General features: G+C 71.5%; 19 protein-coding genes. 10 read left to right on the top strand and 9 right to left on the bottom strand.

Translation table 11 applies throughout. The annotated features are described in order from the left end of the window. The first annotated feature begins 70 nt into the window (after positions 1-70). The 9 genes from ElP_RS03390 to ElP_RS03350 all read left to right on the top strand — a co-directional run bounded on the left by ElP_RS03390 (position 71) and on the right by ElP_RS03350 (position 10938). Positions 71-1237 (top strand): Gfo/Idh/MocA family protein, encoded by a 1167-nt coding sequence (locus ElP_RS03390; RefSeq protein WP_145267246.1) that lies wholly within the window; start codon positions 71-73, stop codon positions 1235-1237. A gap of 3 nt (positions 1238-1240) precedes the next feature. Continuing rightward, positions 1241-1819 (top strand): hypothetical protein, encoded by a 579-nt coding sequence (locus ElP_RS03385; RefSeq protein ID WP_145267244.1) that lies wholly within the window; start codon positions 1241-1243, stop codon positions 1817-1819. Between the two features lie 76 nt (positions 1820-1895). Then, entirely contained in the window at positions 1896-2411 is a 516-nt protein-coding gene (gene nikR / locus ElP_RS03380; protein WP_145267241.1) for a nickel-responsive transcriptional regulator NikR, read from the top strand. A gap of 209 nt (positions 2412-2620) precedes the next feature. Further along, entirely contained in the window at positions 2621-3793 is a 1173-nt protein-coding gene (locus ElP_RS03375; RefSeq protein ID WP_145267239.1) for a Gfo/Idh/MocA family protein, read from the top strand. A 456-nt stretch (positions 3794-4249) separates the two neighbouring features. Further along, positions 4250-6382, top strand: coding sequence for a S8 family serine peptidase (locus ElP_RS03370; RefSeq protein ID WP_197446682.1), 2133 nt, complete (start codon positions 4250-4252; stop codon positions 6380-6382). A gap of 217 nt (positions 6383-6599) precedes the next feature. Continuing rightward, positions 6600-7055 (top strand): four-helix bundle copper-binding protein, encoded by a 456-nt coding sequence (locus ElP_RS03365; RefSeq protein ID WP_145267235.1) that lies wholly within the window; start codon positions 6600-6602, stop codon positions 7053-7055. Positions 7056-7507: 452 nt separating this feature from the next. Then, positions 7508-8770: an FG-GAP-like repeat-containing protein gene (locus tag ElP_RS03360; RefSeq protein WP_145267233.1), complete on the top strand. Its 1263-nt coding sequence runs from the start codon at positions 7508-7510 to the stop codon at positions 8768-8770. Between the two features lie 40 nt (positions 8771-8810). Further along, positions 8811-9941 carry a heparan-alpha-glucosaminide N-acetyltransferase domain-containing protein gene (locus ElP_RS03355; RefSeq protein ID WP_145267231.1) on the top strand — a complete coding sequence of 377 codons (1131 nt, stop codon included), beginning with the start codon at positions 8811-8813 and terminating at the stop codon, positions 9939-9941. Positions 9942-9948: 7 nt separating this feature from the next. Continuing rightward, positions 9949-10938 carry an NAD(P)H-quinone oxidoreductase gene (locus ElP_RS03350; protein WP_145267230.1) on the top strand — a complete coding sequence of 330 codons (990 nt, stop codon included), beginning with the start codon at positions 9949-9951 and terminating at the stop codon, positions 10936-10938. 47 nt (positions 10939-10985) lie between these two features. On the opposite strand, the gene ElP_RS03345 is transcribed toward ElP_RS03350, so the two are convergent. Beyond that, positions 10986-11828, bottom strand: coding sequence for an alpha/beta hydrolase (locus ElP_RS03345; protein ID WP_145267228.1), 843 nt, complete (start codon positions 11826-11828; stop codon positions 10986-10988). 195 nt (positions 11829-12023) lie between these two features. On the opposite strand from ElP_RS03345, the gene ElP_RS03340 reads away from it, so the two are divergent. Next, positions 12024-12524, top strand: a complete 501-nt coding sequence (locus ElP_RS03340) for a cupin domain-containing protein (protein ID WP_145267226.1) — start codon at positions 12024-12026, stop codon at positions 12522-12524. Between the two features lie 10 nt (positions 12525-12534). On the opposite strand, the gene ElP_RS03335 is transcribed toward ElP_RS03340, so the two are convergent. The 8 genes from ElP_RS03335 to ElP_RS03285 form a co-directional block, all read right to left on the bottom strand. Continuing rightward, positions 12535-13236 carry an ABC transporter ATP-binding protein gene (locus ElP_RS03335; protein ID WP_145267224.1) on the bottom strand — a complete coding sequence of 234 codons (702 nt, stop codon included), beginning with the start codon at positions 13234-13236 and terminating at the stop codon, positions 12535-12537. Positions 13237-13282: 46 nt separating this feature from the next. Beyond that, positions 13283-14560 carry an ABC transporter permease gene (locus tag ElP_RS03330; RefSeq protein ID WP_145267222.1) on the bottom strand — a complete coding sequence of 426 codons (1278 nt, stop codon included), beginning with the start codon at positions 14558-14560 and terminating at the stop codon, positions 13283-13285. 212 nt (positions 14561-14772) lie between these two features. Further along, positions 14773-18846 carry a Tex-like N-terminal domain-containing protein gene (locus ElP_RS37585; protein ID WP_197446681.1) on the bottom strand — a complete coding sequence of 1358 codons (4074 nt, stop codon included), beginning with the start codon at positions 18844-18846 and terminating at the stop codon, positions 14773-14775. A 190-nt stretch (positions 18847-19036) separates the two neighbouring features. Then, positions 19037-19417, bottom strand: a complete 381-nt coding sequence (locus tag ElP_RS03305; protein ID WP_145267220.1) for a DUF3140 domain-containing protein — start codon at positions 19415-19417, stop codon at positions 19037-19039. A gap of 137 nt (positions 19418-19554) precedes the next feature. Next, entirely contained in the window at positions 19555-20508 is a 954-nt protein-coding gene (locus ElP_RS03300) for an SDR family oxidoreductase (RefSeq protein WP_390836050.1), read from the bottom strand. 27 nt (positions 20509-20535) lie between these two features. After that, positions 20536-20805 (bottom strand): hypothetical protein, encoded by a 270-nt coding sequence (locus tag ElP_RS03295; RefSeq protein WP_145267216.1) that lies wholly within the window; start codon positions 20803-20805, stop codon positions 20536-20538. A gap of 251 nt (positions 20806-21056) precedes the next feature. Then, positions 21057-21587 (bottom strand): hypothetical protein, encoded by a 531-nt coding sequence (locus ElP_RS03290; protein ID WP_145267214.1) that lies wholly within the window; start codon positions 21585-21587, stop codon positions 21057-21059. 113 nt (positions 21588-21700) lie between these two features. Further along, entirely contained in the window at positions 21701-22585 is an 885-nt protein-coding gene (locus ElP_RS03285) for a hypothetical protein (protein ID WP_145267212.1), read from the bottom strand. Positions 22586-22625 lie beyond the last annotated feature (40 nt).

Here is a 22625-nt window from a genome sequence, read left to right as displayed (position 1 = left end):
GGCCGGCCGGGCCCGGCCTCTTCCTCGATCCAGATCCGAATCCGAGCCGACCGGACAGGGGATGCCGAACATGGGTCGCAAGCTGCGCGTGGGGATGGTGGGGGGCGGCGGGCCGGCGAATTTCTTCGGGGGGCCGCATCGCCGGGGCATCCTGATCGACAACTCCGCCGAGCTGACCGCCGGGGCCCTGCGGTCGAACCCCGACGACGCGATCGCCTCGGCCAGGGATCTGTTCTTCACGCGGGGATACGGCGACTGGCGGTCGATGATCGCCGAGGAGGCGAAGCGGGACGACGGCATCGACTACGTGACGATCGTCACCCCCAACGACGCCCACTTCGGCCCCGCCGTGGCCGCGGCCGAGGCCGGCATGGGGGTGCTCTGCGAGAAGCCCCTGGTGATGAACCTCGACGAGGCGAGGACGCTGCATCAGGCGGTGAAGACGGCGGGCGTCCCGTTCGTGGTCGCCTATACGTACACGGCCTTCCCGATGGTGATGATGGCCCGACACATGGTCGCCGACGGCAAGGTGGGCGAGGTCCGCAAGGTCGAGGCGTGGTACCCCCAGGGCTGGCTGGCCGGCAGCCGGGAGTCGACGGCCGACGCCGCGGGGCAGAAGCAGGCGTCCTGGCGGGTCGACCCGTCGAAGTCGGGCGCCTCGGGCTGCGGCGGCGACATCGGCACCCATGCGTATGAATTCGTCCGGTTCGTCGCCGGCCTGACCGCCACCCGGGTCCGGGCCCGGCTGAAGACCTTCGTGCCCGGGCGGGCGCTGGACGACGACTTCACCGTGCTGGCCGACCTGGACAACGGCGGGGTCGCCACCATCGCCGCCAGCCAGGTGACCATCGGCGCCCAGAACGACAACGGCTTCCGGGTCGTCGGCACCGAGGGGACGCTGGAGTGGTCGATCACCGATCACAATAACTTGAAGTACTACCGGGCGGGAGAGCCGGTGCATGTCTACCGCCTCGGTGGTATGTACAATTATTTCCCCTCGACGATCACCCCGTTCATCCGGGTCCCCGAGGGGCACCCGGAGGGGTTCCACGAGGCGATGGCGAACCTGCACCGCTGCCTGGAGTGGCAGATCCGGGCGAAGCTGGGGGAGCAGGTCCCCGACCACATGCACCTGCCCGGCATCGCGGACGGCGTGGCCGGGATGGCCTTCCTCGACGCGGCCGTCCGGAGCGGCCGGCAGGACGGCGAGTGGGTCGACGTCGAGCCGGTGGGCTGATCGATGGACTTCTTCAACGTGGAGGGCGGCGGCCTTCCCGTGATGGAGGTCGACCCGGCGGCCTCGGACGACGACCGGCTGGTCTTCGTCCGGGGCCCCCGGCGGTCGTGCGGCGTGGTGATCGGGATGCTGGGGCTGGCGGCGCTCGCCGGGGCGGTCGCGGGGGCCGTCTCTAGCGGGGAGCCCAGGGAGCGCTCGGCCCTGCTGGCCCTCGGGGCGTTCGCGGCCGTGGCGGGGTCGGCCCTGGGCGTCGCCCTCGCGTCGAGCCGGTACCGGCTGATCGTCGACCGTCGGGAGGGGAGGCTCGTCAGCTCCTGGTGGTTCCTCGGCCTCGAGAACCGGACGAGCAAGGCCATCGGCGAGCCCCGATCGGTGGGATGGGCCCGGGAGGTCGAGCAGTCCGGGGGAGGGACGGGCCCCGCCACGGAGAGGATCCGGTTCCCGGTCCTGCTCCATTACCGGGTCGGCGGGCGGGGCGGGATGCAACGCCTGTTCGTCGCGTCGGACGAGGAGGTGGCCCGGCGGCTCGCCCGTGCGCTGGCCGAATTCCTCGGGGTCGACCCGGGGGACCGGGGCCAATGACAGCTCGAATCGGCCCGGAGGCCGGGGTAGGATGGAGTCCCGGCCGGACCCTCCCCGGATCGCGCCAGGAGGACCGATGAACGACCCCCTCGTCCGCTTCAGCGTCGCCATCGGCGGCGACCTGCTGGAGAAATTCGATCGCTACCGGGAGGAGCACCGCTACCCGAACCGGTCGGAGGCGGTCCGGGGGCTGATGCGCGCGGCCCTGATCCAGGACGTGGTGAACCAGGACCAGGCCGAGACGGTGGGGGTGCTGACCCTGGTCTACGACCACCACAAGGCCGGCATCTCCGACCGGTTGAACGACCTCCAGCACCGGCACTTCGAGCGCGTGCTGACGACGACCCACGTGCACCTCGACCACGACCGTTGCCTGGAGGTCATCCTGCTCCGGGGGCCGGTCCGGCTGGTCCGGGAGATGGCCGATGGGCTGATCGGCACCAAGGGCGTCGAGACGGGCAGGCTCGTGCTGGCACCGGCGAGCCCGATCGGGGAGGCGGGGCACGTTCACGGCCACGGCCACGATCATCCCCACCGGCACGAGCATCAGCACGGCCCCGCATCGGGGCCGGACGGCGGAGGCGGGCCCTAGTCGGGTGGCGGGCGGTCCGTTATGTTGGGCGGCATTGCGGAGACGAGGTACGCCGGGCCCCCCGGCGATCCGCTCCTGAGACGGGCCTCTCGGGCCCGTCCGTCGCGCGAACCGGGGGCCGGCTCAATCGAGATGATGCGATCCGGGCCAGGACGGGAGGACCGCCCCTCCCCGCCGCGCCCCCGGTCCGGACCAGATGGAGACGACACATGGGTGCCCCGACCGTCCTGAACACCCCCCCCAAGGTCGCCCTCGTCGGCGGCGGCTTCATCGGCCCGGTCCACTGCGAGACCCTCCGACGGATCGGCGTGCCCGTGGTCGGCGTGCTGGAGATGACGCCCGAGCTGGGCAGGAAGACGGCCGAACGCCTGGGCATCCCCAGGGTCTTCGCCGACCTGGACGCCATGCTGGCCGACCCGGAGGTCGGCGCGGTGCACATCGCCTCGCCGAACTTCGTCCACTACGAGCAGGCCCGGGCCGCGCTGCTGGCCGGCAAGCACGTGCTCTGCGAGAAGCCCCTGGCGTTGAACTCGACCGAGACCGGCGACCTGGCGAAGCTCTCCGCCGAGCGTCCCAAGCAGGCCGCCGCGGTGAACTACAACGTGCGGTTCTACCCGCTCTGCCACGAGATGAGGGCCCGGGTGGCCCGCGGGGACCTCGGCAAGATCCTCTCGATCACCGGCTCCTACACCCAGGACTGGCTGCTCCAGGCCACCGACTACAACTGGCGGGTCGAGCCCGACCACGCCACCAACCTGAGGGCCATCTCCGACATCGGCACCCACTGGATGGACCTGGCCCAGTTCGCCACCGGGCTGAAGATCGAGCGGGTGATGGCCGACCTGGCGATCTTCCACCCCGAGCGCCGCAAGCCCGTCGGCGGCTCGGAGACGTACTCCGGCTCCGCCGCGGCCGAGCGGGCGACCGAGCCGGTGACGATCGTCACCGAGGACTACGGCGCCGTGGTCATGCACTGGACCGAGGGCGTCCGCGGCGTCTACCACGTCAACCAGTGTCAGGCCGGTCGGAAGAATCGGCTGTCGCTGGAGATCTCCGGCACCGAGGGGTCGATCGCCTGGGACAGCGAGACGCCCAACCGGATGTGGATCGGCCGCCGAGGGCGCCCGAGCGAGGCGTTCGAGCGCGACTGGTCGATCATGGATCCCGCCGCCGCCGACATCTCCCACTACCCGGGCGGCCACGCCGAGGGCTTCCCCGACGCCTTCAAGCAGCTCGCCCTGTCCTTCTACGGCTGGATCGGCGGCGGCTGCTCCGGCCCGGCGCCCTTCCCGACCTTCGCCGACGGCCACCACGAGGTCCAGCTCTGCGAGGCGATCGCCTCGAGCGCCAGGGGCGGCACCTGGGAATCGGTCGCGTCCTGATCCGCCGGCCGGGCTCCGGCCCGCAGATCGGACTCCGCCGACAACCGCACTGCCACCCCCCGAGCGACGGCCCTTCCCATGCGGGAAGGGCCGTCGAACCGGGCGGGGCGGGATCGCCCTCGGTCCGTCGCGATCCCACCCGCCCTGCCCTCCGGGGCCGCCCGGCGGCCTCCCCACGCGATGCCGAAAACGGCGGGACACCCCCGCCCGGATTCGCGTCCGGCCGAAAAGCAACCTATAGTTGTCTTGCCGAGCAGTCGCGGAACCCGGCCTACGGGCTCGGATGATCGCGTCTTCGCCGGTCGATCGCCGCCGCCCGGCGTGCCCGGGCATCGGTCGAGCGACGGCCCGAGGGCCCCGGCCCTCCTCGACCGTCGCGCCGGCCTTCAGAGGACCCGGGAGGTCTCCACCCCCGGCCCTCCACACCAATTGATGCACACCTGGGATCTCGCACCAATGCCAAGAACGGCTCAACGATCGCGCTGCGCGCCGGCGGTGGAGGCACTGGAGGCCCGCGAGCTGCTCAGCGTCCTCGCCTCGACCCCCTCGACCTCGGGGGGCCCGAGCGCCTCCGCGCTCGCGAGCGCCTCGACCGCGCTGCTGGTCCGGACGGTCGACGGGGTCGACCCGGCCGCGGTGCAACGGGCGTATCGCTCGCTCGGGGCCTACGTCGAGCAGGCCTTCCCCGACGGCCCTTCGCTGCTGCGATTGTCGAGCCGATCGGCGAGGGACGCGGCGGTCGGCTGGCTCAATGCCCGCCCCTGGGTGGCCTACGCCGAGGCGGACGCGCCCCTGGTGCGGTCGTCGGCCGCCCGGATGGTGCCCGACGACCCGAACTTCTCCCAGCTCTGGGGCCTGGACAACCCGGACGACCGGGACATCAACGCCCCGGAGGCCTGGGCGTCGGCCGGGGCGGGGGCGGGGGTGGTGGTGGCGGTCCTGGACACCGGGATCGACCTGGATCACCCGGATCTGGCCGGCCGGATCTGGGTCAACCCGGTCGAGATCCCCGGCAACGGCATCGACGACGACGGCAACACGCTGGTCGACGACGTCCACGGCTGGGACTTCGTCTCCTCCTCCGCGGACGTTCGGGACGACAACGGCCACGGGACGCACGTGTCCGGGACCATTGCCGCGACGGCCGGCAACGGCGAGGGGGTGGCGGGCGTCGCCTTCGGCGCCACGATCATGCCGCTGAAGGTCCTCGACGCCGAGGGGAGCGGCCTCATCTCCGACGCCGTGGACGCGATCTACTATGCCGCGTCCCACGGGGCCCGGGTCCTCAACGCGAGCTGGGGGGGGCCGGGCTACTCCAAGGCGCTCGATGACGCGATCCGGTCCGCCGGCCAGGCGAATCCGGCGACCGGCTCGCTCGGCGCGGTGTTCGTCACGGCCTCGGGCAACGAGGCGGTGAACAACGACGTCCGGCCGAGTTATCCGTCGAATTACCGATACCCCCACACGATCACCGTGGCGGCCATCGACCAGTCCGGGGCGCTGGCGAGCTACTCGAACTACGGCGCCCGGACGGTCGACCTGGCGGCGCCGGGCGACCGGATCGTCAGTACGGTGCCGGGAGGCTACGCGTCGTACACCGGCACCTCGATGGCGGCGCCGCACGTCAGCGGGGCGGTGGCGATCGCGGCGGCGGTCTTCCCCGGCGAGTCGGCCGCCCAGCTCGCGCAGCGGGTCGTCTCCTCGACCCGGCCGTTGCCCTCCCTGGGCGGGCTCGTCGCGACCGGCGGCCTCCTCGACGCCTCTCGGATCGTCGCCCCCTCGACACCGGAGCCGACTCCGACCCCAACTCCGGTTCCCGAGCCGACCCCGGTTCCCGAGCCGACTCCGGTTCCCGAGCCGACCCCGACGCCTCCCGCCTCGGGATCGATCGATCCGCTCCCGCTCGCCCCGAGGCCGGTCGCCGGCACCTGGACCGACGAGCAACTGCGAGCGTCCCTGATCTCGTCGGACGAATTCTACGCCCGGGCCGGGGGCACGCCGGAGGCGTACGTCTCGACGCTCTACCGGCTGGTCCTGGGACGGGAGGTCGAGCCGGGCGGGCTGGACTTCTGGTCGGCCCGGCTGCGATCGGGATCGCCCCGGCTCGACGTGGCAGAGTCGATCCTCCGGTCGGACGAGGCGAGGCGGACGCTTGTGGCCGGCTGGTATCGCGGCGACCTCGGACGGCCCGGGTCGATCGCCGACTTGAAGGCGGATCCCGGGGTCGCCTTCTGGGCCTCGATGCTCGCCGGCGGCACCCGCCCCGACGAGGTCCGGGCGGCGATCCTGGCCTCCCCGGAGTTCTTCGAACGGCAAGGGGGCTCGGCAGAGGGGCTGGTGGTCGGTGCCTATCGATCGCTGCTCGGCCGGGAGCCGAACGCGGCGACCGTCGCCGCCGCCGCCGCCGAGATCAACGGCCGGTCCTGGGACGCCCCGACCATGATCCTCTCGATCCAGTCGATCGAGGAGGCCGCCCGGGCCAAGGTGGCCGCCTGGTACCGCAGCGACCTGGGACGCACCGCCTCGATCGCGGAGCTGAAGCTCGATGCGGGGGTGAATTTCTGGGCGAACCTCCTGCCCAGGGGATGAGCCCGAAGGCCGCCTGGCCCGGAGGCGAGCATTCGCCTCATTCGGATCGGGATATCTCGCCCCGAGGTATCCCGATCCGGCGCAACAGTTGCTCCTCCGACCCCCGTCCCCCCGACCGGGGAGAGCCCTCCCCGCCCGAGGGCACGGGCCGCCTCGGGCGGCCGACGGGGCGGGACGCCTGGTCCCGCCCCCGACGACGACGATAAGGAGCATCACCATGCAACGCCGGGATCTGCTCAGCACCCTCGGCCTCGGGGCCGCCGCCCTCACCGTGACCGGACGATCCGCCCTGGCCGGCTCCCAGGCGCAAGGCGACGTTCACGCCCATGACGAGGGCGTCAGCGTCATGGAAGTCTGCGCCAAGTATTGCAATGAGGCCGCCCTGCACTGCCTCACTCAGCTCAGCAAGGGGGAGGGGGACGCGGCGTACCACGCGCAGGCCCACGAGATCACCGTGGCTTGCCAGGAGTTCTGCCACCTCTCGGCCCAGCTGATGGCCCGTCACAGCTCGTTGGCGGGCGTCGCCCACGAAGCGAACGCGAAGGCCTGCGACGCCTGCGCCGAGGTCTGCGAGAAGTCCGACGAGGCGATCATGAAGGAATGCGCCGAGCAGTGCCGGAAGTGTGCCGAGCACTGCCGATCGCTCGCCACGGACGGCCACCAGCACGGCTGATCGCCGACCGCCCGTCCCCCCGATCGACCCGACTCCGGCCGACGCCCTCATCCTTTCCCCGGGGGCGATCGGCCGTCGTTCTTGGCCTCGAAGCCCAGGCCCTCGGCGTGTCGCCCCCCTGTTCCCGACCGGTCGCGGGGCCGATGCCGGATTCGGCCCGGAACTTCGAGATGCTGGCGGTGGCGACGGGGCCAACCGTGCGGCGATGGCCGAGGGGATCGATGACGATCGACCCGAGCCGTTGGGGGCCTGCCGGGTGCGGATCGTGGACCTGGGCGACCCGAGCCCGTATAGTCGCGCCCTGGAGGATCGGGGCGAGGTCGTGACGAGGGACATCGACGCCGGCGTCCCGGCCGCCCATCACCGATTCCCGCTCGACCGGTGGGCCCGACGCCGATTCGCCCCGCACCGCGCCCCTCCCGCGCAACGGACCGACATCCGCGAGGACGCCCATGCGACTCCTGCGTTATTCCCCCTGCCTCGTGCTCCTGCTCCCATCCCCGGCGGCGTCCCAGGAGGCCGCGCCGTTCCCCGCGTTCGAGGTGCAGGAGATCGACCCGCACGCCGGGAACGTGGTCTATGCCGTGAACGTGGCGGACGTGAACGGCGACGACCGGCCGGACGTCTGCGCCCTGACCGAGGACGCGATCGTCTGGTACGAGAGCCCCGGCTGGACCCGGCACGAGATCCTCAAGGGGGCCACGCAGGAGGCGGCGGGGACCCGCAGGGACAACGTCTGCTTCGCCCCGCTGGACATCGACGGCGACGGCGACCTCGACTTCGCCATCGGCGCCGACTGGCGGCCGACCGACACGCAGGCGGGCGGCACCCTCTTCTGGGCCCGCCAGGACGGTCCGGAGGACTGGGCGCTGATCCCGATCGGCGGCGAGCCGACCGTCCACCGGATGCGCTGGGCGCAAATCGACGGCGAGGGCCGTCCCGAGCTGGTCGTGCTCCCGCTCCAGGGGAGGGGCACGTCGGGACCGGACTGGGGGGCGGGTGCGGGGACCCGCGTCCTCGTCTTCTCGATCCCGGGGGATCCCTCGGGGGACGACTGGCCGGTCGAGGTCGCCGAGGACGGGCTGCACGCGACGCACAACTTTCACCCGATCGACCGGGACGGGGACGGCGAGGAGGAGCTGGTCATCGGCTCCTGGGAGGGGGTCTTCCAGCTCGACCGGGGGGACGGGGGATGGGCTCGCTCGAAGCTGGGATCGGGGAACCAGGAGGCCGTGCCGAACAAGGGGGCGAGCGAGGTGAAGGTCGGCCGCCTCGGGGACGGGAGCGAGTACATCGGGACGATCGAGCCGTGGCACGGCTTCCAGGTCGTCGTCTACACCGAGCCCGAAACGGCCGAAGCGCCGTGGGAGCGTCGCGTGATCGACGAGCCGCTGACCTGGGGCCACGCCGTCTGGACGGCCAACCTGGACGGCGACCCGGCGGAGGAGTTGATCATCGGCCAGCGTGACCCCAATCCCGAGGGGACGGCCAATCACGCCGGCCCCGGCGTGTTCGTGTACGACCCGGTGCCGGGGTCGGACCCGATCGCCTTCACGAAGCACGCGATCGACGACGGCGGGGTCGCGGTCGAGGACGCGATGGCCGCCGACCTGGACGGCGACGGCCGGCCGGAGCTGATCGCCGGCGGCCGGGCCTCGCACAACGTCCGCATCTACTGGAACCGCCCGGCCGTCGAGGCCGGGGGCGACCGCTAATCGTCGATGCCCGGCGGCGACCGGGCGGGGGAGCCGCGGGATGGCGACGGCGCACGTGCAGGTTGGTACCGAGCCGGCGTCGAGGCGGATCGCCTCGCTCGACCAGTTCCGCGGCTACACCGTGGTCGGGATGCTGCTCGTGAACTTCCTGGGGAGCTACGACTGGGTCTCGCGCAACCTCCCGGTGCTCGATCACCACAACACGTATTGCAGCTATGCCGACACGATCATGCCCCAGTTCTTCTTCGCCGTGGGGTATGCATACCGGCTGACCCTGCTCAAGCGCCTGCGACGCGAGGGACGGCGGTCGGCCTACGGGCACGTCGCGTCGAGGTCGATGGGGTTGATGCTCATCGGTTTCATCGTGTACCACCTCGACGGGGGCGTGAAGTCCTGGGAGGAGCTGAAGGGCCTCGGGCTCCCCGGCTTTTTCGAGACGGCGTTCCAGCGGAGCTGGTTCCAGACCCTGACGCACATCGCGTTGGCCTCGCTGTGGATCATGCCGGTGATCGCCGCCGGCACGGCCGCGAGGCTCGCGTTCGCGGCGGGGTCGGCGGCCCTGCACCTGTGGCTTTCGGACCTGTTCTTCTTCGACTGGGCGATGGGCCGCCCGGTGATCGACGGCGGCCAGCTCGCCTTCCTGAGCTGGACGACGCCGATGATCCTCGGCTCGGTCGCCTACGACCTGATGGCCTCCCGGGGCCCACGGGGGTCGCTGGCCCCGCTGCTCGGCTGGGCGCTGGTGCTCATGGCGGCCGGTTACGGCCTGTCATGTCTGGGAGGGGCGGAGGCGAGCGACGGGTCGCCCCGGCCCGGCTGGGCGGCGCCGCCGTTCTTCCCCCCCGGGATCGAGCCGAACCTCTGGACGATGAGCCAGAGGGCCGGGACCGTCAGCTACCTGACCTTCGCGGCCGGGTTCTCGGCGGCAATATTCGCCCTGTTCGTGCTGCTCTGCGACCTGGGCCCGATCCGCCTCGGGATCTTCCGGACCTTCGGCCGGAACGCGCTGGCGGCGTATGTGCTGCACCCGCTGGTGAATTCGGCGGTGACGCCGTACGTCCCGAGGGACGCCCCGGGTTGGTACGCCGCGGCGGGATTCGGCGTCGCGTTCGCCATCACGTACCTCCTGGTGCGGCACCTGGAGAAGAATCAAATCTATCTCAAGCTTTGAGGCGAACATGCGAGCCGTCGTCATCACCCGCCCCGGGGGCCCCGAGGTCCTGGAGGTCCGCGAGGTCCCCCGGCCGGAGGCGAGGGGGGATCGGGTGCTGGTCCGGGTGCGGGCCTCGGGCCTGAACCGGGCCGACACGCTGCAAGCCCGGGGGATGTACCCCGCGCCCCCGGGAAGCCCCCCGGACGTCCCGGGGCTGGAATTCGCGGGCGAGGTCGAGAACAAGGGCCCCGACGCGATCGGGTCGATCCGGCCGGGCGACCGGGTCTTCGGCATCGTCGGCGGCGGGGGGCTGGCGGAGTACGTCTCGGTCCCCGAGCGGATGCTGGTCCGGATCCCGGCGAACCTCGACTGGGCGGAGGCCGCCGCCGTGCCGGAGGTCTTCCTGACGGCCTTCGACGCGATCGACCTGCAGGCCGAGCTGCGGCCGGGCGAGGCGGTGCTGATCCACGCCGTCGGCGGCGGGGTCGGCTCGGCGGCGCTCCAGATCGCCCGGGCGATGGGCTGCCCCACCTTCGGCACCGCCCGGACGGCGAGCAAGCTGGAGCGGGCCGGGGCCTACGGCTTGGATGTCGGCATCGACACCTCGACCGAGGAGTTCCCGAAGGTCATCCTGGATCGGACCGGGGGGGAGGGGGTGCCGGCGATCATCGACCACGTCGGCGGCCCCTACCTGTCGGCCAACCTCGACGCGCTTGCGACGAAGGGCCGGCTGGTGGTCGTGGGCCTGCTCGGCGGGAGGAAGGCGGAACTGGACCTATCGCAATTGCTGGCGAAGCGGGCCCGGCTCGTCGGGACGACACTCCGCGCCCGCCCGATCGAGGAGAAGATCGCCGCGACGCGTCGCTTCGCCGATCGGGTGGTCCCGTGGCTGGAACGCCGGACGGTCATGCCCGTCGTCGACCGGGCCTTCCCTTTGGACGAGGTGGTCGCTGCGGCATCGCACATGGAGTCGAACCGGGGATTCGGCAAGGTGGTCCTGATGATGGGCGATTGAGCCGTGCCTCTTCTCCCGGGAAGACGCCCCGACGGCTGCGCGAGGGGTCAGCGATTCGGACCCCGGATGACGGCCAGCATGGCCTCGGCCGCCGGGTCGTCGGCGTCGGCCATCCGGGAGTAGATCGAGCCGTGGTCCCTGCCGTCGACGATCAGGCAGCGGGACGGGGAGTGACCCGCGGCCTCTAGGGCGGCGACGAAGTAGAGATTCTCCTCGGCCCGAGCGGGGAGGTCGTCCGAGCCGGCCAGGCAGAGGATCGGCGGCGCATCGGGCCGGACGTGAAACGCGGGGGCGAAGGCGTCGATGATCGGTCGATCCTCGGGAATGCCCCCCTCGGCCCGGACCGTCGAGTGCGTGATCATCTGCCCGGAGATCGGCAGCAACCCGGCCAGCTCGGCGGGGTCGTGGTCGAGGCGGACGAGGTATTGCGGGTCGAGTCCGACCATCGCCGCGAGGTAGCCGCCCGCGGAGTGCCCGGAGACGAAGACGCGGTCGGGATCGCCGCCGAGATCGCGGATGTGATCGAGCGTCCAGGCCACGGCCGCCGCGGCGTCCTCGACGTACGCCGGGCATTCGGCCCTGGGCGAGAGGCGATAGTCGGCCACCACCACGCCGATCCCCTCGGGCAGGAACCGCGCCGCGAGCAGGTCGCCGGCCCGCCGACTGCCGTCGCGCAGGCCGCCGCCGTGGAAGAAGACGACGCTCGGATACCCGTCGACCCCCTCCGGCCGGAAGACGTCGAGCCGACAACGCTCCGCGGCGTAGGCATCCGGGGCTGCCTCGCCGTAGTAGGAGACGTCGGCGACCGAGGGCTCGGGCGTGTCGCCCAGGGCGGGGGCGGCCGGCAGGATCGGGCCGATCAGGAGTGCGGCGATCCATGGGAGTCGCATGGGGGGCGGGCCTCGGCGGTCGTCGGGTCGTTCGATCCGGCGATTGTCCCGGCCCCCGCGACGGATGGCAACCGTCCCCCGTCGTCCCGGGGGTGTGTCGCGGGGGACCGCCCGTTAGAATGCGGGCCGTCGGGTTTCGGGGCCCGCGTCGCCGCCCGGCCCGGCTCGGGCCCGATCCGAACCTGCGAGGAACCCATGACAAATGCAAACACCTGGATCGACCGCCTCGGCCTCCAGCCCCATCCCGAGGGGGGTTACTTCCGGGAGTCGTACCGATCGGCCGATCGGCTCGAGGGGGGGATCCTCGGCGGGAGGTATGGGGCCCCTCGGCCGGCGTCGACGGCGATCTACTTCCTGCTGACCGGCGAGGAGTACTCGAGCCTGCACCGCCTGAAGTCAGACGAGGTCTGGCACTTCCACGCGGGCTCGGCGCTGACGGTCCACGTGATCGAGCCCGGCGGGGCGTATCGGGCGCATCGCGTGGGCCTGGACCTGGACGCCGGGCAACGTCCCCAGGCGGTGGTGCCCGCGGGATGTTGGTTCGGGGCGACGGTGGATGGACCGGGTGAGTATGCGCTGGTGGGGTGCACCGTGGCCCCCGGATTCGACTTCGCCGATTTCGAGCTGGCCGATCGGGACGAATTGACCCGGCGATACCCGGAGCACGCCGGGGTGATCGCCCGGCTGACGCGCTGATCGGCGGCGGTCAGCGGGCCTCGGCGAGGTGGCCGGGCTGGGGTTGGGCGTCGGTGCGGAGCAGGCCGTCCTGGATCTCGAGGACGATGTCGTCGGGGCGGATGAAGCGGCGGTCGTGGGTGACGACGACCAGGGTCGTCGATTGCTCGGCCTGGAGGCGGCGGAGGATCCGGTAGATCTCGTCCCCGGTCTTCGAGTCGAGCTCGCCGGTGGGCTCGTCGGCGAGGACGAGGACCGGGTCCTTGATCAGGGCCCGGGCGATGGCGACGCGCTGCTGCTCGCCGCCGGAGAGCTGGCGGGGGCGATGGTGCGTCCGGTCGCCGAGGCCGACCTCGCCCAGGAGCCGCTCGGCCCGCTCGCGTTGCTCGGGGGTGATGCCCCGGGGCAGGAAGGGGATGAGGACGTTCTCGATCGCCGTGAGATTGTTGATCAGGTTGAACGACTGGAAGATGAAGCCGATGTGGTCGCGCCGGTAGGCGTTCAGCTCGGGTTCGGACATGGCGGTGAGGTCGGAACCCTCGATGCGGATCGAGCCGCCGCCGGGGCGGTCGAGGGCCCCGAGCAGGTACAGGAGGGTACTCTTGCCCGACCCCGACGGGCCGACGATGAAGGCGCAGGAGCCGCGGGGGATGTGGCAGGTGACCCCCCGGAGGGCGTCGACCTGCTGCTCTCCCCGGCGGTAGGTCTTGGTCACGTCGAGGACGTCGATCATCGGGGGTCGCCTCTGGCTGGCTTCGGCGGTGTGGATCGGGGGGAGATCAGTGGGCGCCGAGGCGGATGGCGTCCATCGGCACCAGCCGAGACGCCCGCCAGGCCGGATAGAGCCCCCCGAGGACGCCCATGACCACGGACAGCCCGAGGCCGAAGGCCATCAGGCCGGGGCCGAGCGCGAGCTTCAGGCCGCCGCCGACGAACTGATTGCCGATGGCGACGAGGATCATCGACAGCCCGCAGCCGACCAGCCCGGCCCAAAGGCCGAGGTAGGCGCTCTCGGCCGTCACCAGCAGCAGCACGTCGCCCCGGGACCAGCCATTGGTGCGGAGCACGCCGAACTCGGCGAACCGCTCGGTGGTGCTCATGAGCATCGTGTTCACGATCCCGACGACGCCGACGAGCAGCGCGAGGCTGACGATCATCAGCAGGAACTTGTCCAGGTCGCCGAGCAGTCGGGTGAAATCCGAGGCCAGCTCGTCCATCTCGCGGGCGTCGACGTCGGGCAGCTCGGCCTCGATGGCGGCGGCGATCTCGTTGATGCGTCGAGGGTCGTCGGACTCGACGTAAATGTTGGAGATCTTGTCCTCGCGCTCCTTGAGGACCCGGCGGGCGACGTCGATGTCCGTGATCATCACCACGTCGAGGAACATCGAACCGGTGTTGTAGATGCCGATGATCTCGAAGACGTCGGCCGTCTCGGGGTCGGAGCCGATGCGGAGGGTGTCGCCCACCCGCTTCGGGGTGCCGTCGGGGGAGGCGAGGTTCTCGGCGATCTTGGCGCTGATGACGATGTGGTTCTCGCCGATGTCCGACTCGTCGAGGAACCGCCCCCCCCCCTGCCCCGGTGGGACCATGGCGTTGGCGAAGACGGCGGTGTTCAGGTCCATGTGCGACGGGATGTCTTGCCCGGAGAGGACGATCGCGTCGAACATGGTTTGCATCCTGCGCTCCATGCGCTCCCGGTCGCCCTCGCCGCTGAGCAGGCCGCCGAGTTCCCCGGAGACCGCCCTGGTCATCAGGCTGGAGCCCTCGACGGTGGGGGGGATGCCCCAGACCTCCGGCGCGACGGCCCGGACGCCGGGGATCGCGGCGATCCGATCGACGTAGGCGGGATCCACGCTGCTGAAGACCGGGCTCGGCGCATTCTCCCGGAGGACGACCACCCCCTGGATCTTCTCCAGCGTGTCGTCGACGAGATTCTTCAGCCCCCCCGAGACGCTGTAGAGGCCCAGCACCCCGAGGATGGGGATGGAGAGTCCGACCAGGGCCAGGGTGGTGCGCAACGGTCGGGTGAGCAGGTTTTTCCAGGCGAAACGCCACATGGTGGGGGTCGGTCACTCACGGTTGCGTGGTCGATCGTCAGCGGATCGGGCCGGGCCAGCGGCCGCCGAGAATTCTAGGCGCTGCAGGCCGAAGGCCAAGGTCGGGCGCGGAGGTGGGTTAGTCCGGACCGGATCCGGCCTGCACGCAGGCCCGGCCCCGGACCGATCGGGCCGGGACGGGCCTGAGTCCTGAGGGATGACGCGTCAGGAGTTCACGCGTCCGGCTTCGACTCGTCGGGGGGTGTCGACGACTCGGGGGCAGCCGGATCGGCCGGGGGAGGGGTGGACTGGCCCGTGGTCGTCGCCGTCGGCGGCGGGGCCGGCTGGGGCTCATCTCCCTGCTCCGGGTCGTCCGGGGTGCGCGTCTTGTAGAGCTGGGCCAACTGGCCGAAGGAGCGGAGCGGTACGGAGCCCTTGATGGCGTCCTGCGAGAGCGGCTCGGGGGGTGGGGCGGGCTTTCGGGGCTGGGACGGGCGGGGCGGGGGCGGGGCCGCCTGGTCGGGACGACCGCCGCCGGGCCCCCCGCGACCACCGGGCCCTCCCCGGCCGAAACCGCGTCCGCCTCCTCCGGGGCCTCCAGGGCCTCCGGGGCCTCCCCGGCCGCCTCGACCGCGAGGGCCTTGCTGGGCTCGCAGGGGTGGTCCGGGGATCCGTCCGGTGCCCGGGCGACGCTCGGTGGTCCCTCCTTCGGCGGAGGGTGCGGCCCCCTCGGTCGGGGCGGCCTGCCCCTCCGGGGGATGGCCGGGGCCTCGGCCTCGACCCCGGCCCCGGGGCGGTCGGCCCTGGCCCTGGCCTCGGGCCTCGCCCTCGCCGCCGTCTCCGTGCCCATGGCCTCGGCCCCGGGGGCGTTCGGTGCCGGGGGGGACCATCGTCAAGGAGACCTTCTTCCGGTCTTGATCGACGCTGAGGACCCAGACGGTGACCACGTCGCCGACGCTGACCACGTCGTGCGGGCTCTTGACGTACCGGTTGGCGAGCTGGCTGATGTGGACCAGGCCGGAGTCCTTCAGGCCGATGTCGACGAAGGCGCCGAAGTCGACCACGTTGAGGACCGTGCCCCGCAGCTCCATGCCGGCCTGAAGGTCCTCCAGCTTGAGGAAGCCCTTCTTGAAGACCGGCTTGGGCAGGTCCTCGCGGGGATCCCGGCCGGGTCGGGAGAGGGCCTCGATGATGTCGACGAGCGTCGGCTCGCCGAGTTCGAGTTCCTTGGCGAGCTCGGCGAGCTCCTCGGGCTTCTCCCTCAGTTCGCCGAGCCGGGCCTGGAGGGCGGTCAGGCGTTCGCGGTCGAGCAGGGTGCCCAGGTCGAATCCGAGCCTCGTCAGGAGCGACTCGGCCGCCGGATAGCTCTCGGGGTGGACCCAGGTCCGGTCCAGGGGGTTCTCCCCCTCGAGGACCTTGAGGAAGCCGGCGGCCTGGGTGAAGGTGACGTCGCCGACCCCCTCGATCTGCCGTATCTGATCGCGCCTGACGAAGGGGCCGTGCTGCTGGCGGTACTCGACCAACCGACGGGCGGTCAAGGAGTTCAGGCCGGAGACGTGCCTCAGCAGCGGGACGCTGGCCGAGTTCAGGTCGACGCCGACGTAATTGACGCAGCTCTCGATGACCGACTCCAACGAGTCCTTGAGCTGCTTCGTGCCGACGTCGTGTTGATAGAGGCCGACGCCGATGTTCTGGGGCTCGATCTTGACCAATTCGGCCAGGGGATCCTGGAGCCGACGGCCGATGGAGATCGTCCCCCTCGTGGTGGCGTCGTAGCTGGGGAACTCTTCCTTGCCGATCGGGCTGGCCGAATAGACGCTGGCCCCCGCCTCATTCACGATGACGTAGGAGAGCCTGGCCAGGATCGGGTCGGCCGCGTGGGGCATCGGCGGCGGGGGCGGGCCCTTCGGCTTGGGCCGCTGGTCGCGGTCGCGCTGCTTCTTGCCGGTTTGCTGTCCCTTGGCGGGCTTGGTGCCCGAGCCGACCGGCGGCTTGGTCAGGTCGACCACCGAGGTGCCGGCGGGCTGGCCTTCGGCGGTGGCGCCGGCCGAGGAGGAGGGATCCGGGGCCTCGCCCGGGAGCGGTGCGGCCTCGATCTCGCCGCCCCCGGCCTCGGCCCGGGCGACCTCGGCCTCGGCCGGGTCGGCGTGGTCAAACGGCGGTCCCGAGGGGGCCTCGGACGCCGTCCCCTCGCCGGGGGTCGACGGCTCCGGACCCGGGCCCGCGCCGGTGGGGGCCTCGATGGCCGAGGGGTCCGGCACGAATTCCGGCGCCCCAGGGGCGGGATCGGGGGCTACGATGCTCGACGGTGAGGAGGAAGCGCTCGTCGGCTCGTCCGGGGACTCCTCGGGAGGAGTGCCCGCCGCGGGGGCATGGGGAGTAGTGTCGAGATGCTGGGCGACGGCGGGCTGCTCGGCCATGGCCCGGGACGCGTCGGGGCCCTCGGGCGGCGGCGTGACGTCGTAGGAGGACTGGCCGGGCTGCTCGGCGTCGTGCTCGGGGGAGCCGGTCGGCTCGTCGGCCGGGTTGGCGCCGGGATCGGGCTCGGCGGGGAGGTCGGGCTTGGGGCCTGAGGGGGGGGGATCCTGGGGGTCGGGCTCGGGGCGAGACTCGTCGTCGGTAGGTGCCCCCCCCCGGATCGGGGGGAGATCGTCCGGGGCACCTCCGGAGAGGGGGGGGAGCGCCTCGGCGGACTCATCCGGGCGGGAGGTCCGGCCATGGTCCCCGTCGCCGTTGGCGGCCGATCCGGCGGGCGCGTCGGGCGATTCCTCGGGGGAGGGGTCGGGTGCCGAGTCGACTTCCCGGGCGGGGTGGGGTAGCTCCGGGTCGGGCCCGGGGGCGGTGGGCCCGGGGGTCTCCGGGACGTCCCCGGCCACCGGGGCGGTGGGATGTCCCTCGGCCGGGACCCCCTGGGAGTTGTCGGGCTGTTCGGCCTCCGGGGGCGGGGGCGGGCTCGTCGACTCGGCTTCGGTGGTCATGCCGGTCGCCGGATCGGCGAGGCCGGAGCCGAACGTCTCGGGGGCCTGCAGGGGGGGGAGGTCCTGCACCTCGGGCGGGGGCGGGACGTACTCCTCGCCTCGGAGGGCCATCTCGTGGAACCTGGTCCCTTCCTCGAGGACTTCGACGACGAACTCCTCGGTCTCTCGGCTGGCGGTGCCGTTGCCGATGGCGATGACCTCGACCTCGTGACGGCCGACGAGATCCTTGATGTACCGCTTCCCCTCGGCCCGGCGGTGGGCCGGCATCAGGAAGACGACGCCGTGCTCCTTGACGGTCCCATGGGGGTCGAGCACGGCGACCTTGCAGCCGGTCCGGAAGCCGGGATCGACGGCGAGGACCGTCTGCTTGGAGATCGGCGGCTGCAGCAGCAGGCTGCGGAGGTTGCGGGCGAACACCTCGACGGCGTGCAGCTCGGCCCGCTCGGTCAGCTCCCGGCGGACCTCCCGCTCCAGGCTCGGCATGAGCAGGCGGTCCAGCGCGTCGAAGGCCGCGTTGGTGAATGCCTCGGACTGGGGGTGGTCCTCCAGCGGCAGCTGGGCGCGCATCGTGCGTTCCAGGTCGTCCCGGGGGACCTCGATCTTGACCTTCAGCGGGCCTTCCTTGTCGCCCCGGTTGATGGCGAGGACGCGGTGGGGGGGGACCTGGCCGAGGGGCTCGGAGTATTCGAAGTAGTCGGAGTACTTCACGCCCTGGCCGTCGGGCAGGTTGTCGGCCTTGCGGGTGACGACCCGGCCGAGCCTCCAGACGACGCGACGGATGGCATCCCGGACCGTGGCCAGCTCGCTGATCGACTCGGCCAGGATGTGGCCGACCCCCTCGATCGCCTGGTCGACCGAATCGACCCCCTTCGAGGGGTCGACGAAGGCCTCCGCGGCGGTCCGGAGGTCGGTGAGCGTCTCGTCCCGGTTCCAGATGCGGAGGGCGAGCGGCTCGAGGCCCTTCTCCCGGGCGTCGCCGGCCTTGGTCTTCTTCTTGGGCTTGAAGGGGAGGTACAGGTCTTCCAGCCGCTGGGGAGAGTCGGCGCGTCGGATCGCCTCGGCCAGTTCCTCGGTCAATCTCCCCTGGGCTTCGATGGATCGGAGGACCGTCTCCTTGCGCTCGGCCAACTCCCTGAGGCGCCCGACCCGGCGCTGGATCTCGCGGATGGCCGTCTCCTCCAGGTTCCCGGTCCGCTCCTTGCGATACCGGGTGATGAAGGGGACGGTGTTGCCCTCGTCGAGCAACTGCACGACGCTCTCGACCTGAATCCTCCGGATCTGCAAATCTTGCGCGATCCGGCCCAGGTCGACTTGAATCGGGGTGTCCATGGGAGCGACCACCTGGCAAACTCGCGGGGGGACGGCGGAGACCCTCGGGCGCGGAGGCGGAAGCGGATCGGGCGCCCGGGTCGTGGGGTTATGGTGCGGCGCGCAGCATGGCCGGTGCGCGGCGACGGAGGCTGCAACATAGAGCAACGCCGCGACTCATGTCAAGCGAACGAGGTCGATTCCGGGGGAATTAATCCTTCAGCGGATCATGGCCCCAGTTCATCAGTGAGTATCGCCACCTCGTGTCGGCCACGTCGCCCGAGGGACGCTGCTTCAGGTGTCGCTTGATGTAGCCGACGACCTTGCGCATGTGGGCGAAGTCGTCGTCGCCGTACTCCGCCTTCCGCGTGCGCAGGATCTCGACGATCCTCCGCCCCGACTTGTGGCCGACCGCCTCATCTTCCCCGCTCCTCCGGCGGCCGACCGAGCGGGAGTCCTTGGTCTTGAGCCACGCCTCGACCTGGGAGGCGGACATGTTGACGTGAGCCTTGAAGGACGCGATCGTCTCGTCCCGGCGCGTCTGCTCGCCGTCCCGCTTCGGCTTCGGCTTCGAGGTGGGTGATTGGGCCATCGGTGGACTGCTCCGTTCGTGGGAGTGGCGGGCGGGACGGGAGTCCGGGGTCGGGCGGCGGCTCCAGGGGGGTCGAGGCCGACCGCCCGCTCCCGGCCTCCTCGACCCTCCCCCGTCCCCGCCCCGATCGGCCGCCGTCAACCCGCCTGGGTGACGCCGCCGTAGAGGGAGAGGACCTCCCCGGTGACGTAGCTGCTGTCGGGGTTCGAGGCGAAGTAGACGTAGGCCGGCGCCATCTCCTCGGGCTGGCCGGGCCGGCCCATCGGCACGGACTTGCCGTAGCCGGCCATGTCCTGCTCAACCCGGGCCGACGCGTTCAGGGGGGTCCAGACCGGCCCGGGGGCGACGCAGTTGACCCGGATCCGGCGCTCGACCAGCATCTGGGCCAGGGCCTTCGTGAACGAATGGATCGCCCCCTTCGACGACGAGTAGTCCGGGATCCCCTTGGACCCGTCCATGCCGGCGACCGACCCCGTGTTGATGATCGCCCCGCCGGGCTTCAGGTGCTTCAGGGCGGCTCGGGTCATGTAGAAGTACGAGTAGATGTTCGTCCGGAAGGTCCGATCCAGCTCCTCGTCGGTGATCTCCTCGATCGACTGCCGCCTGGCCATGTAGGCGGCGTTGTTGACGAGGATGTCGAGCTTGCCGAGTTCCTTGACGGTCGCCTCGACGGCCCGCGTGCAGAATCCGGAGTCCTGGATGTCGCCGGGGATGAGCAGGGCCTTGCGGCCGACCTGCTCGACGTGGTCCCGGACGTGGTCGGCGTCGGCCTGCTCTTCGGGCAGGTAGACGATCGCCACGTCGGCCCCTTCCCGGGCGAAGAGGATGGCCACGGCCGCGCCGATGCCCGAGTCGCCCCCGGTGATCAGGGCGACCTGTCCCTTGAGCTTGTCGGCCGGCCGGTATCCGGCGCCGGAATGCTTCGGCCTCGGGTTCATCTCCGCATCGAGGCCGGGTCGTTCCTGGGACTGGGGCTCGAAGGGGGGGGAGGGCTCCGTCACCGGGCTCTTGGAGGCCATCGGTTCGCTCCTGGGTGCGTTTTGAGGGGGTTCGGGCGGCGATCGAGATCGCCCGCCCGCCCGGCGGGGCAGCCCGGGCAGGTCGTCCGGGGGGACGATTCAGTTGTTCCCGCCGAGGCGTCCGGAGGTGTGCTGGCCACGGCCGGTGTTCACGAGCCGATCCTCGCGGGTCCGGCTATCCTGATCGATCGCCTTCTCGCCCCGGCGCTGCTGCTCGGCGAGTTCCTCGGCGGTCGGTTGGGGCTTACCCTGGGCCTGGGGGTTCGCCTGTTCGCCCTCCCGGGCCAGCGTCGAGGGGTCGAAATTCCCCTTGGCCTCTCGGAGTTGCTCGGGCGTGTATTCGTTGCGGGTGTTCGGTTCGTCGGCCATGACTGCCTCCGCAGTGGTTGCGGGACCGGAATCGGGTTCGGCCCGAGTCGGCCGTTCGGGTAGGCCGATCGGGACGAGGGGCCACCGGTGCAATCGCCGTTCCGAGGTGTCGGACGAATTCAAAGGGGCGAGGATGAGCGATCGATCATCGGGATCGTCCGGCGGTGGACGCAACGCGGCCCGGCACCCCCGGGAGGAGGGCCGGGCCGCGATGGGGGCGACACGAATTGAGGCGTCAGGAGGGGGGTCGATCAGCCGCCGATGTGCTTGTTCGCCAGGTCTGGCACCCACCAGGGGAACCAGCCGGGGCCGGGCACGAGCGGGTCGAGGTCGTAGACAGGGACGTAGCACCCGCCGGAATAGTACGTGTCGACGGGTCGGAACGGCTTGATCAGATTGCCGAAGACGCGCTCGGTTTGATTGAAGGGCTTGCAGGCCTCGCCGGCCGTCTGGCGGCCGGGGGAGCCCCGGAAGTAGGGGGACCGGCACGTCGTGCAGCCGCCGGGCAGCACCCGCCCGTAGAGGCCGCCATCCTTCCACGAGTTGACCCAGTGGCCCCGGGAGTGCTCGTGGCGGGGCAACCACTTGGAGTTATAGAAGACGTCGCGGTCCCGATCGACCGGCAGCCGGGGCTCGATGGGCACGATCCGGGTGAGCAGGCCGCTCCGCTCCCGGAGGTCCGGCACGGCCGGGCCGTCGGCCTGGGCCGAGACCCGGGCCGTCGGCAGGAAGATCGTCGCCCCGGCCACCGCGAGCGGGACCAGCAATCGCAAACTCGACATCCGTTCGCCTCCGTGCGAAGGGTACGCCCGCGGTCCATCCGGTGCCCGGTGCGGGCGGCCCCGACGCTCCGGTCGGGCCGCCCGACGTTCGATCGCCGGGTTGCGGGCTCGGCTCAGTAATCCATGGCCCGGGAGCTGTAGGGCGGGAACGCGAAGAAATCACGAGGGGATCGGGTCACGTTGATGTAGGGCACGTAACCGGGGGTCAGGGGGACCGGGCCGCCCGGTCCGACGAAGTAGCGGACCTTGTTGGCCGGGTGCAGGCCGTGCAGGTAGCCGAGTGCCCCATGGCCCAGGCCCTTCAGGTGGCCGAGCTTGCCGCCCAGCCCGCCGTGGCCGAGCCCATCTCCATGGCCCAGTCCGTCTCCATGACCGAGGCCACCACCATGCCCGTACCCGCCCCCATTGCCGAAGCCGTCGCCGCCATGGCCGTGCCCGCCGAAAAGCCCGCCATGCGTGCCGTCGCAGGACGACGGATCGCAGGCGATCCCGGCACCCGCCACGGGGGGGTATTGGGGCGACCCATGAACCCCACCATGATGGCCCAGCCCGTCGTCATGGCCGTGGCCGAGGCCGCCGAGCCCGCCGCCAAGTCCGTGGCCGAGGCCGCCGCCGAGCCCGTGGCCCGCACCGAGGACCGCGCCATCATGATGGCCGAGCGATCCGTCCGATCCTCCGTGGTGGCCGAGGCCGTCGCCGTGGCCGAGGCCGCCGCCGTGGCCAAGCTTCCCCCCCAGGCCGTGGAGCTTGCCGGTGACGAGGCCGGCCGCACCCTGGGCGCCGCCGACGAGGTGCCCGACCGGATCCTTCGCGTAGTGGCCGTAGGGGATTGGCGGGGCGTAGTACATCCCGCCGGTCCTCAAATCCCTGGCGTAGGTCACCCGGGGGATCGTGTGGATCCAGGGGGCGATGTCGCTGATGCCCGCCGAGGCGTCGCTCGACAGCACGCCCAGGAGGACGACGGCCAGGCCCGGTCCTCGTCGATGTCCGATACGCATGATCAATCCCTTGTCAACATGGCCGGTCTCCCTCCTGGAG

The sequence above is a fragment of the Tautonia plasticadhaerens genome (genome assembly GCF_007752535.1).
GTDB lineage: Bacteria > Planctomycetota > Planctomycetia > Isosphaerales > Isosphaeraceae > Tautonia > Tautonia plasticadhaerens.
This window is presented reverse-complemented; position numbering and strand designations above follow the sequence as displayed.

Bases quoted from the DNA above. Each gene is read 5' to 3' on its own strand.
- ElP_RS03290 (WP_145267214.1), bottom strand. From the start codon at position 21,587: ATGTCGAGTTTGCGATTGCTGGTCCCGCTCGCGGTGGCCGGGGCGACG.
- ElP_RS03345 (WP_145267228.1), bottom strand. From the start codon at position 11,828: ATGCGACTCCCATGGATCGCCGCACTCCTGATCGGCCCGATCCTGCCG.
- ElP_RS03375 (WP_145267239.1), top strand. From the start codon at position 2,621: ATGGGTGCCCCGACCGTCCTGAACACCCCCCCCAAGGTCGCCCTCGTC.
- ElP_RS03305 (WP_145267220.1), bottom strand. From the start codon at position 19,417: ATGGCCCAATCACCCACCTCGAAGCCGAAGCCGAAGCGGGACGGCGAG.
- ElP_RS03365 (WP_145267235.1), top strand. From the start codon at position 6,600: ATGCAACGCCGGGATCTGCTCAGCACCCTCGGCCTCGGGGCCGCCGCC.
- nikR (WP_145267241.1), top strand. From the start codon at position 1,896: ATGAACGACCCCCTCGTCCGCTTCAGCGTCGCCATCGGCGGCGACCTG.
- ElP_RS37585 (WP_197446681.1), bottom strand. From the start codon at position 18,846: ATGGACACCCCGATTCAAGTCGACCTGGGCCGGATCGCGCAAGATTTG.
- ElP_RS03340 (WP_145267226.1), top strand. From the start codon at position 12,024: ATGACAAATGCAAACACCTGGATCGACCGCCTCGGCCTCCAGCCCCAT.
- ElP_RS03370 (WP_197446682.1), top strand. From the start codon at position 4,250: ATGCCAAGAACGGCTCAACGATCGCGCTGCGCGCCGGCGGTGGAGGCA.
- ElP_RS03330 (WP_145267222.1), bottom strand. From the start codon at position 14,560: ATGTGGCGTTTCGCCTGGAAAAACCTGCTCACCCGACCGTTGCGCACC.
- ElP_RS03390 (WP_145267246.1), top strand. From the start codon at position 71: ATGGGTCGCAAGCTGCGCGTGGGGATGGTGGGGGGCGGCGGGCCGGCG.
- ElP_RS03360 (WP_145267233.1), top strand. From the start codon at position 7,508: ATGCGACTCCTGCGTTATTCCCCCTGCCTCGTGCTCCTGCTCCCATCC.
- ElP_RS03385 (WP_145267244.1), top strand. From the start codon at position 1,241: ATGGACTTCTTCAACGTGGAGGGCGGCGGCCTTCCCGTGATGGAGGTC.
- ElP_RS03350 (WP_145267230.1), top strand. From the start codon at position 9,949: ATGCGAGCCGTCGTCATCACCCGCCCCGGGGGCCCCGAGGTCCTGGAG.
- ElP_RS03285 (WP_145267212.1), bottom strand. From the start codon at position 22,585: ATGCGTATCGGACATCGACGAGGACCGGGCCTGGCCGTCGTCCTCCTG.
- ElP_RS03335 (WP_145267224.1), bottom strand. From the start codon at position 13,236: ATGATCGACGTCCTCGACGTGACCAAGACCTACCGCCGGGGAGAGCAG.
- ElP_RS03355 (WP_145267231.1), top strand. From the start codon at position 8,811: ATGGCGACGGCGCACGTGCAGGTTGGTACCGAGCCGGCGTCGAGGCGG.
- ElP_RS03295 (WP_145267216.1), bottom strand. From the start codon at position 20,805: ATGGCCGACGAACCGAACACCCGCAACGAATACACGCCCGAGCAACTC.